This window comes from Micromonospora chersina, from assembly GCF_900091475.1.
In the GTDB taxonomy this organism is placed as follows: domain Bacteria; phylum Actinomycetota; class Actinomycetes; order Mycobacteriales; family Micromonosporaceae; genus Micromonospora; species Micromonospora chersina.
Map to the genome: position 1 here is coordinate 4353864 of NZ_FMIB01000002.1, position 8995 is coordinate 4362858.

At 75.2% G+C, this 8995-nt stretch carries 11 protein-coding genes; 1 reads left to right on the plus strand and 10 read right to left on the minus strand.

What is annotated here, in order from left to right; all coding sequences use genetic code 11:
* Positions 1-17: 17 nt before the first annotated feature.
* The 5 genes from pheA to GA0070603_RS20270 form a co-directional block, all read right to left on the minus strand.
* Positions 18-974: a prephenate dehydratase gene (gene pheA / locus GA0070603_RS20250; RefSeq protein WP_091316439.1), complete on the minus strand. Its 957-nt coding sequence runs from the start codon at positions 972-974 to the stop codon at positions 18-20.
* A 10-nt stretch (positions 975-984) separates the two neighbouring features.
* Positions 985-1506: a hypothetical protein gene (locus GA0070603_RS20255; RefSeq protein ID WP_091316442.1), complete on the minus strand. Its 522-nt coding sequence runs from the start codon at positions 1504-1506 to the stop codon at positions 985-987.
* Positions 1507-1588: 82 nt separating this feature from the next.
* The gene (locus GA0070603_RS20260; protein ID WP_091316444.1) at positions 1589-1978 is read right to left on the minus strand and encodes an ACT domain-containing protein; all 390 of its coding nucleotides are present in this window, start codon (positions 1976-1978) and stop codon (positions 1589-1591) included.
* 75 nt (positions 1979-2053) lie between these two features.
* Positions 2054-2509, minus strand: a complete 456-nt coding sequence (locus GA0070603_RS20265; protein WP_091316446.1) for a hypothetical protein — start codon at positions 2507-2509, stop codon at positions 2054-2056.
* Between the two features lie 227 nt (positions 2510-2736).
* Positions 2737-3474: a hypothetical protein gene (locus GA0070603_RS20270; protein ID WP_091316449.1), complete on the minus strand. Its 738-nt coding sequence runs from the start codon at positions 3472-3474 to the stop codon at positions 2737-2739.
* Between the two features lie 163 nt (positions 3475-3637).
* On the opposite strand from GA0070603_RS20270, the gene GA0070603_RS20275 reads away from it, so the two are divergent.
* Positions 3638-4849, plus strand: a complete 1212-nt coding sequence (locus tag GA0070603_RS20275) for an arginine deiminase (protein WP_091316452.1) — start codon at positions 3638-3640, stop codon at positions 4847-4849.
* A gap of 48 nt (positions 4850-4897) precedes the next feature.
* Here the strand turns inward: GA0070603_RS20275 and GA0070603_RS20280 are convergent, their stop codons facing one another.
* The 5 genes from GA0070603_RS20280 to GA0070603_RS20300 form a co-directional block, all read right to left on the minus strand.
* Positions 4898-5779, minus strand: coding sequence for a DUF5926 family protein (locus GA0070603_RS20280; protein WP_091316454.1), 882 nt, complete (start codon positions 5777-5779; stop codon positions 4898-4900).
* A gap of 61 nt (positions 5780-5840) precedes the next feature.
* The gene (locus GA0070603_RS20285; RefSeq protein WP_208863055.1) at positions 5841-6257 is read right to left on the minus strand and encodes an ATP-binding protein; all 417 of its coding nucleotides are present in this window, start codon (positions 6255-6257) and stop codon (positions 5841-5843) included.
* 66 nt (positions 6258-6323) lie between these two features.
* Positions 6324-7778 (minus strand): sensor histidine kinase, encoded by a 1455-nt coding sequence (locus tag GA0070603_RS20290; RefSeq protein ID WP_091316459.1) that lies wholly within the window; start codon positions 7776-7778, stop codon positions 6324-6326.
* A gap of 75 nt (positions 7779-7853) precedes the next feature.
* On the minus strand, positions 7854-8645 hold the full coding sequence (locus tag GA0070603_RS20295; protein WP_091316462.1) for a glycerophosphodiester phosphodiesterase: 792 nt from the start codon (positions 8643-8645) through the stop codon (positions 7854-7856).
* A gap of 14 nt (positions 8646-8659) precedes the next feature.
* Positions 8660-8995, minus strand: a complete 336-nt coding sequence (locus GA0070603_RS20300) for a rhodanese-like domain-containing protein (protein WP_091316463.1) — start codon at positions 8993-8995, stop codon at positions 8660-8662.

Below are 8995 nucleotides of genomic sequence, written 5' to 3' on the forward strand. Positions count from 1 at the left end.
GGGCGCCCCGCCCACCGTCAGTTCAGCTCGCCGGCGCGCAGCCGGGACAGCCAGGCCGCCGCGTCCGCATAGTCGGCGTCGGAGAGGCCGGCCGGCGCGGGGACCGGCCGGTCGCTCGCCGCCGGGTTCCAGCGGTGTCGGGGGTACGAGCCGAGGAAGCGCACGTCGGCGCAGACCCGGCGCAGCCCCTGCAACGCCTCGCCGAGGCGTACGTCGGCGACGTGCCCGGTGCAGTCGAGGAAGAACACGTACCGGCCGAGCGCCTCGCCGGTCGGGCGGGACTCGATCCGGCTCAGGTTCACCCCGCGGGTGGCGAACTCCGTGAGCACCGACAGCAGCGCGCCGACCCGGTCGTGCGCGATGTAGACCGCCAGCGAGGTGACGTCGTCGCCGGTCGGCGGCGGGGGCGGGCCGGGGCGGGAGACCAGCGCGAACCGGGTCACCGCGTCCGGGTGGTCGGCGATCTTGTCGGCGAGCACGGTCAGCCGGTGCCGGGTGGCGCCGATCGGGGCGCAGATGGCGGCGTCGTACTCGCCGCTCGCGGCGCCCGCCGCGGCGGCGCCGTTGGACAGCACGTCGACAACTGTGGCGTCGGGCAGGTGGTCGCGGAGCCAGCCCCGGCACTGGGTGGACGCCTGCGGGTGGGCGGCCACGCCGCGCACGTCGGCCAGCGCGATCCCGGTGCGGGCGGCGAGCACGAACTCGACCGGCAGGATCACCTCGCGGGTGATCACCAGAGGCTCCCCCTCGGCCAGCTCGTCCAGGGTCACCCCGACCGCGCCCCCGATGGAGTTCTCCAGCGGCACGAGCGCCGCGTCCGCCTCCCCGGCCCGTACGGCGTCCAGCGCCTCGCCCACGCTGCGCGCCGGCGTGCGGTCACCCCGTTCGGCGGCGGGGACGGTGCGCAGCGCCTGCTCGGCGAAGGTGCCCTCGGGACCCAGGTAGACGAAGCGGGTCGGCGGTGTTCCCGGCATGTCGACCAGACTACGCACCCGGGGTGCCGTCGCAGGCCAGGGTCCGGATGCCGGACGGGGCGGTGGCGCGTACCTCCACGCCGCACACGTCCGTGCCGGCGGTCACCAGCTCCAGCGCGGTGGGCCGCCCCCGGGTGACCACCTGGAGCTCCTCGTGCCCGCTCACCGCCAGCACCGTGTACTGCCAGTCCTCCGCGCAGAGCGGCCCGGTCCGCACGGTGACCCGGACGTCCCGGGGCAGCACCCGCGCCGCACCGCGCAGCAGGGCGACCACGCGGTCGCCGGAGGGGCCGGACCGGCAGGGCGTGGCGGTCAGGTCCGGCATCGGCACTGTGCGGGCCGGCCGGGTCGGGGTCAGCGGTGCGGGCGGCGTCGGGCTGGAGGTGGGGGTGGCGGAGGCGGTCGGCGCGATTGTCGCGGACGCGGTGGGGTGGCGCAGCTCGGGCGGCGCCCCGCAGCCGGCGAGGGCGAGCAGGGCGGCCAGCGCCACCGGGAGGTGTCGGCGGGCGGGGCGGGGCGGGGTGCAGGGCACGGTGCGATCCTCGGCATCGAGGGACGTCGTCGTGGCCGGTCGGCCGAGCCCATCGTAGGAGGATCACCCGATCGGGTGAAGGTCACTTGTGGACCCGGTGCCCGGCGCGCTCCAGCGCGCTTGTCGCCTCGGCCAGCCGCACGGTGGGCACCAGCACGTGGTCGGTGTCGTACGTGGAGAAGGCCACCACGTCGACCCGGGCCCGGGTGAGCGGGTCGACCAGGGCGGCGAGGGTGCCGGTGACCACCGCGTCCAGCGGGCCGACCAGCCGCAGGCAGCGCCACTCGGTCTCGACGTCCGCCCCGGCGGGCACCCGCTCGGCGGGGCAGATCACCGAGACGCCGTCGGCGGTCCAGCTCACCGTCACCACGTCGCGCCCGGCAAGCCCGCCCCAGAGCCGTGGGGACAGCACGGTGCCGGCCGGCAGGCGGCACACGGCGTACTCGCCCGGCAACAGAGCGACATCGAGCATGAGGGCACCCTACGGCCTCGGCGCGTCCGGGCCCCAGCACCGGCCGGTGCGGCGATCGCCACACGTCGTCGCAGGTCAGACGGCTGAGAAGAAGGTGAGCGAGCCGGCCACCTCGCCGTCGGTGAGCACCGGCGTGGAGATGGCGTCCACGGTCGTGCCGGCGTCGGCGCCGGGCCCCTGGACCCGCAGCAGGCCGCGGGCCAGCCGGCCGGAGAGCAGCGCGAGCAGCGGCGGGATCTTGTCGGTCTCCTGCTCGGTCAGCTCGCTCGGGCTGGCGGTGAAGTCGACGAGGCGCAGGCCGCCCTCCAGCAGCGGCCGGCCGATGACGTCCTCGGGGGCGCCGAGGCAGAGCAGGTCGCAGCCGGACGAGGAGATCGCCACCACTGTGGTGTCGGCGTCGATGAGCAGGCAGGGCTCGGCGGCCCGGGAGACCGTGCCGGACCACTGCCCGAAGTTGTCGGACTCCTGCTCGGTCGGTGTCGCCGCCGCGGGCACGAACACTTCCGAGAGCGAGAGTTCGACGTGGGCCACCGCGCCTCCTATGTACACCGACGGTCTGTCCACGCTAGCCGGTCGTCTCGACGACCGCCCGACCGCGCCGGGTCCGGTCACCGGAGCCGCGCGGGGATCCGAGCGCTCGAAGGGGACCGGGGACAGGGGTCGGTGCGACGGGTGCCCGGTGTCGGGCGGCCGGCGACGGCGCGGGCCGACGGGACCACCGGGGCGGAGCCGCGGACCGCGTGGCGTCGCCGGAGACGTTACCGGCGGGCGGCCCGCTTGTCAGCGGCCGTTCGGCCCTCCTCGTACCACCGGTAGTCGGCCGCTGGACGGTACGTGCCGTTGAGCCACGTCGACGGGGCCTGGGCGACACGGGAGAGCTTCTCGGCGGTGGCCGGACTGATCCGGTTGCCGCCCGCCACGAGCAGGCGGTCCAGCTCCCGGTGGGTGGCCATGAGGCAGTCCTTGGGCAGGCCGTAGACGCTGATGACCCCGGAGCCGACGAAGGTCAGCACCGGGGTCACCGGGATCGGCAGGCCGACGGCGTCGGAGAGGGCCTTGGCGGCCCGCTTGGCGTCGCGGCGGGCCTCGGCCACATAGGGCGGACGCTTGCCGTTGATCTGCACGACGTCGCCCGCGACGAGCACCCGGGCCCGGCCGTGGTCGGCGACGGTGACCGCGAAGAGCCCGCTCGGCCCGATGGCGAGGAACCCGGCCCGCTCGTCCTGGGTGCGGTCGAGGAGCACGTCCGCGGCGTCCGTGCGGGGCCACTCGATGACGTGCCAGGCGGGGCCGAGGTGGTCGAGTTGGCCGAGCGCGCGGGCCCCGGCCGCCTCCAACCTGCGGGCCCCCCGCTCGGCCCGGCGGCGGCGGGCCCACTCCAGTGGAGTCGGTCGGGCCGGTTCGAGCACCGAGGTGGACTCGACCCGGGGATGCGGCACCGAGACGGGCGGCAGTGCCCGGGTCGGTACGGCTCGGCGAGCGGGAAAGACAGTCATCGCGACCTCCGGCAAAAGGTCTCTCGAAGTTATGTCTCCACTACCCTACGTTGCGCACCCCGGTGCTCGGCAAGTTGGAGCGCCGGAATGAGTGCGGATGAATGCCATATTCATTCACACTTCTTTTCCCGGATGGTGCGGAACCCTGCCCTACGCTGCGAGGGTGACCCACTACGTGGACAGCGAGGTCGGTCGGCTCGGCACGGTGCTGCTGCACCGCCCGGGGCCGGAACTCGCCCGCCTCACCCCACGCAACAACGACTCCCTCCTCTTCGACGCTATCCCATGGGTGGGGAGGGCGCAGGAGGAGCACGACGCCTTCGCGGCGGCCCTGCGGTCCCGCGGGGTGGAGGTGCTCTACCTGGCCACCCTGCTGGCCGAGACCCTCGCCGTGCCGGACGCGCGGGCCGAGCTGACCGACCTGGTGCTCCGCTCGCCCCGGCTGGGCGACACCCTGCGCCGCCGGGTCGCCGACCACCTCACCTACCTCGACCCGGCCGCCCTGGCCGACGTGTTCGTGGCCGGGCTCGCCCACGAGGAGGTGCGGATCGGCCCGGACCGCCCCGGCGGTCTGGTCTGGACGCTGATGGACCGGCACGACTTCGTCATCGACCCGCTGCCCAACCTGCTCTTCACCCGCGACTCGTCGGTCTGGATCGGCGACCGGGTCGGTGTGACAAGCCTGGCCATGCCGGCCCGCCGCCGGGAGACCACGCTGACCGACGCGATCTACCGCTACCACCCGCGCTTCGTCGGCACCGAGTTCGTCTACCACCCCGAGCTGGAGCACCTGGAGGGCGGCGACGTGCTGCTGCTCGCGCCGGGGGTGCTCGCCGTCGGCGTGGGCGAGCGGACCACGCCCGCCGGCGCCGAGCGGCTGGCCCGGCAGGTCTTCGCCGCCGGGCTCGCGCACACCATCCTGGTGGTGCCGATCGCCCAGGAGCGGGCCACCATGCACCTGGACACGGTCTGCACGATGGTCGACGTCGACGCCGTGCTGATGTACCCGAACATCGCCAGCGAGCTGTCCGCGTACACGGTCATCGCCGGCGCGGACGGCGAGGATCCGCGGGTCGACGGCCCGGCGCCGTTCCTGCGGGCCGCCGCCGACGCCATGGACCTCGACCAGCTACGCGTGATCGACACCGGTCTCGACCCGGTCACCGCCGAACGGGAGCAGTGGGACGACGGCAACAACACCCTCGCCCTGGCGCCGCGGCTCTGCGTCGGCTACGAGCGGAACGTGGAGACCAACGCCCAGCTGGAGCGGGCCGGCATCGAGGTCATCCCCATCGCCGGATCGGAACTGGGCTCGGGCCGGGGCGGCCCACGGTGCATGTCCTGCCCGCTGGTCCGCGAACCGCTGCGGATGTGACGCACGACGGGCCCCGGTCGACGACCGGGGCCCGCGACGCAGATCGGGTCAGCGCAGGGTGAGCTGGCGGCCGAGCAGGCCCTGGCGGGCACGGCGCCCGGCGGCGTCCAGCGGCTCCCGCTCCTCCAGCGCCTCGGCGTACCGCTTGGCGAACCCGGTCACCGGCTCCTCCCAGTCGGCGGCCGGCGCGTCCTCGGGCAGGTCCCACACCGGCACCAGGCGGCCGTGCGCCCGGAACATGCCGGCGAACCGGGTGTCGTCGCCCAGGGTCAGCGTGCCGGCCACGCTCAGCCGGGACAGCGCGTCCAGCGCCACGTCCTCGTCCTCCGGCAGCACCAAGCGCACGTGCGCCTTCTCCGGCACCTGGCACCAGTACGCGGCCCGCGCCGCGGCCAGCTTCACCGTCGGGTAGATCGCGGCGTTGGCCCGCTCCAGGGACGCCTGCACGTTCGGGTCGTCTGCGGCGCCCGGGTCGAGCCAGAACTCGAACCCCTCGTGCATGCTGATCTCCAGCGGGCCGTCGACCAGGATGTCCTGGAGGCGGGGGCCCGGCCCGGGCAGCGGCGGCACGCTCACCTGGCCGCCCGGCTCGGTCCGCAGCGCGCAGAGCAGCGCGTCGGCCAGGTCCCGGGAGACGTCGCCGGACTGCTGGTGCCGCTGGAGGCCGATGAAGACCCGACCGTCCGGCTTGGTCATCGCCGGGGCGGCCATCGGCAGCACGGTGGCCAGGGTGACCGGGCGGTCGCCGTACTCCTCGACCAGTTCCGGGGTCAGCCGCAGCGGCGCGGAGGCGGCCGGCACCAGCTCACGCAGGGCGATCCACTCCGGCTCGTCGACCAGGCCCTCGAACGGTCGGGGCACGAAGACGTCGCGCACCTTCTCCCGCTTCGGGGTGGCTTCGGCCCGCTGGCTCTTTCGACGCTTGCTCACGGCGAGACAGCCTAGATGCCGGACCGGACGGCCGTGGGCGCAACCCGCCACCGCGGTCGGCTCAACCCGCCACGACCAGGTCCGACCGGGTCGCGCCGGCCGGGTCGAACTCCGCCCAGACGCTCTGGCCCAGGCCGTCCCGTTCGACGCCCCAGCGGCTCGCCAGCCCGGCGATGATGTGCAGGCCGCGCCCGTCGGCGGCGTCCGGGGCGGCGATCCGCATCAGCGGGCCGGAGGCGCCGCCGCCGTCGGTGACGCGGAGCTGGACGGTCGGCCCGCCGGCCGTCGCCCGCAGCCGCCAGGCCACCCGGACCACGCCCCCGGGCAGCGGGTCGGCGTGCCGCACGGCGTTGCCGACCAGCTCGGCGAGGACCGCGACCAGATCGGCCAGCAGGGTCGGGGGTACGACGTCGGCCAGCTCGTCGGCGAGCCGGTGCCGGGCCAGGCGCGCGCCGGTGGCGTGGTGGGGCACCACCACGCACCACGATCGTTCGGCCGAACCCGTCGACACCGTCGTTCCTTCCCACCCCCGTGCGGGCCGGGTTCACCCCCGTGGCAGCCGCACCTCTGCGACGGTACCCCCACCGGCTCTCGGTCGGAGGGATACCCATCCATTCTGCTGTTCAACGATCTGCCGGACGAGATAGAGCCCCAGACCGGCCCCCGGGTAGCGCCGCCGGTCACCGGACTCCCCCTGCCAGAACCGGTCGAACGCCCGCTCCACGTGCTCCGGCCGGATGCCGATGCCCCGGTCGGCGACCCGGAAGGAGACGGTCCGCTCGTTGGCCTCGGCGCAGACCTCGATCGGGGTGTCCGGCAGCGAGTACTTGCCGGCGTTGGTGCTCAGCTCCGTGAGCACGGTGGCCAGGCTGTGCCGGTCGCCGAGCGCCTTGGGCAGGTCGGCCGGCAGGTCGAGGACGATCCGGTGGCGGACGTCCGCCGGCAGGTCGGGCACCGCCGACCGCAGCGCGTCGCCCAGGTCGAACGGGGCGGCCGGCTCGCCCCCGGGGCGGTTCTCGGTGGCGGCGGTGAGCAGCCGGTCGACCAGCCGGGCCAGCTCGTTGGCGCGCTGCCCGATGATCCGGGCGGCCTGCCGCCGGTCGTCGTCGCTGAGCGACTCCCAGTGGTCGGTGAGGGTGTCCGCGTACCCCTTGATCACGGTGACCGGGGTGCGCAGCTCGTGGCTGGTCACCGCCACGAAGAGGTCCCGGTCGTGGTCGCGCCGCTGCTGGTCGGTGATGTCGCGGAAGGTGACCACCCGCAGGGTGCCCGGCCCGGGCAGCTCGCCCGAGGTGATCCGCAGCCAGCGACCGTCCGCCAGCCGGTGGTCGAGGACCTGCCCGGGCGGGGGGAGCGGGAACGGCAGCGGCCGGCTCAGCGCCTCGTCGGCCGGTCGCCCGGTCACCTGAGCGGCGGCCGGGTTCCAGAGCCGCACGTGGTGCTCGCGGTCTACCACCGCCAGCCCGTCGGCGAGCGCCGCCACCACCGGGCCGTCGCCGTGCACCGGCAGGCCGGTCTGGTCGCCGTACATGTGGGCGATGCAGGCGGCCACGTAGCCCATCACGGCGCGCTGGGTGGCGTCCCGCGGCTCACCTCCGGAATAGAAGGCGTGCAGGCTGCCGACGGTCAGGCCGCCGATCTCGGCGCGCGCCAGGATCATCCGGCGCAGCCCGCGCGCGGTGAGCTCGTCGGCGATCGCGCCGGGGATCGCGTCGACCCCGACCTCGCGCACCGGCGGACCGGAGAGCAGGCAGACGGTGGCCGGGTGGGTGGCCGGCAGCGGGCGGCCCGTGACGAACTCGGCGCTGCCGGTCGCCGCGATCACCCGGCCGCCGGCGGGGGCGAACTCCACGAACACCAGACCGGCCGCGCCGACGGCCGGCTCGACCTCGCGGAGCAGGCGGGTGAGCACGGGGAGCCCGGACTCACCCGAGTTGATCATCTTGATCACGCTGGTGTGGCCGGCGATGAGGGCGGTGAAGTCGGTTCGCTCCGGCATGTCCCGAGTGTGCCGCGCCGCCCGGCCCGGGGACACCCCCTGGCCGGGCGACCGGCCACCGGTCGGACCGGGGGCTCACCGGCCCAACCGGGCCAACGTCCGGGCGGGCCGGTCGGTGATCACCCCGTCCACCCCGGCGGCCAGCACCAGTTCCAGGTCCGCCGGCTCGTTCACCGTCCAGACGTAGACCTGGTTGCCGGCGGCCCGCAGCGCGGGTACGAGCTGTGGGCGGGCCCGGACCAGGCCGATCCCCGGCCCGGCGATCCGGGTGCCGAACGGCAGCCGGCCCAGCCGCAGCCAGCGCGGGAGCACCTCCAGCAGCAGCACCGTGGGCAGCGCCGGCGCGAGGTCCCGGATCCGGCGTACGGCCAGCGGGGAGAACGACATCACGGTGACCCGGACCGGGTCGTCCGGCCCGGGCTCGGCCAGGCCGTACCGGCGCAGCACGGTGACCAGGCGGCGCTCGACGTCCCGGCCGTACCGGGAGGGGTGCTTGGTCTCGATGAGCAGCCGGACCGGCCGCCCGGCGGCGAGCACCGCGTCGAGCAGCCGCTCCAGCGTGAGCAGCCGGGTGTGCGACTCGTCGAGCGGTTCGTCGCCGTCGGCCGCCGACCCGCCGGGGTGCCACGAGCCGAAGTCGAGCGCCTCCAGTTCGGCGAGGGTGCGCGCGCTGACCAGCCCGTGACCGTTGCTGGTCCGGTCCAGCCGGCGGTCGTGGACGCAGACCAGGTGCCCGTCGCGGGTCAGCCGGACGTCGCACTCCAGCCCGTCCGCGCCCTCGTCGAGGGCGCGCAGGTAGGCGGCGAGCGTGTGCTCCGGCAGGTCGTGGGAGGCGCCGCGGTGCGCGAAGACCAGGGGGGTGGTCATGGCCGCGTCGCGCCTCAGGCGACCCGGCCCGGCTGCCCGTCGTCGGTGACCACGGGACGGCCGGCGGCGGCCCAGTCGCCCATCCCGCCCTCGACGTTGCGGACCTGGTCCCAGCCGTTGCGCATCAGGTACGCGACAACCTGCGCGGACCGTCCGCCCGAGCGGCAGATCACGGCCACCTCGCGGTCGTCCGGCACCTCGGCGATCCGGGCGGGCAGCTCGGTCATCGGCAGGTGGTGGGCGGTCGGCGCGTGGCCGGCGCCCCACTCGTCGTCCTCCCGGACGTCGAGGAGGTAGATGTCGTCGGGCACGGCCGACGCGGGCACGCTGGGAACCTGGGGTCCGAACAC

Bases quoted from the DNA above. Each gene is read 5' to 3' on its own strand.
- pheA (WP_091316439.1), bottom strand. From the start codon at position 974: ATGCCGGGAACACCGCCGACCCGCTTCGTCTACCTGGGTCCCGAGGGC.
- GA0070603_RS20290 (WP_091316459.1), bottom strand. From the start codon at position 7,778: ATGCCGGAGCGAACCGACTTCACCGCCCTCATCGCCGGCCACACCAGC.
- GA0070603_RS20270 (WP_091316449.1), bottom strand. From the start codon at position 3,474: ATGACTGTCTTTCCCGCTCGCCGAGCCGTACCGACCCGGGCACTGCCG.
- GA0070603_RS20260 (WP_091316444.1), bottom strand. From the start codon at position 1,978: ATGCTCGATGTCGCTCTGTTGCCGGGCGAGTACGCCGTGTGCCGCCTG.
- GA0070603_RS20295 (WP_091316462.1), bottom strand. From the start codon at position 8,645: ATGACCACCCCCCTGGTCTTCGCGCACCGCGGCGCCTCCCACGACCTG.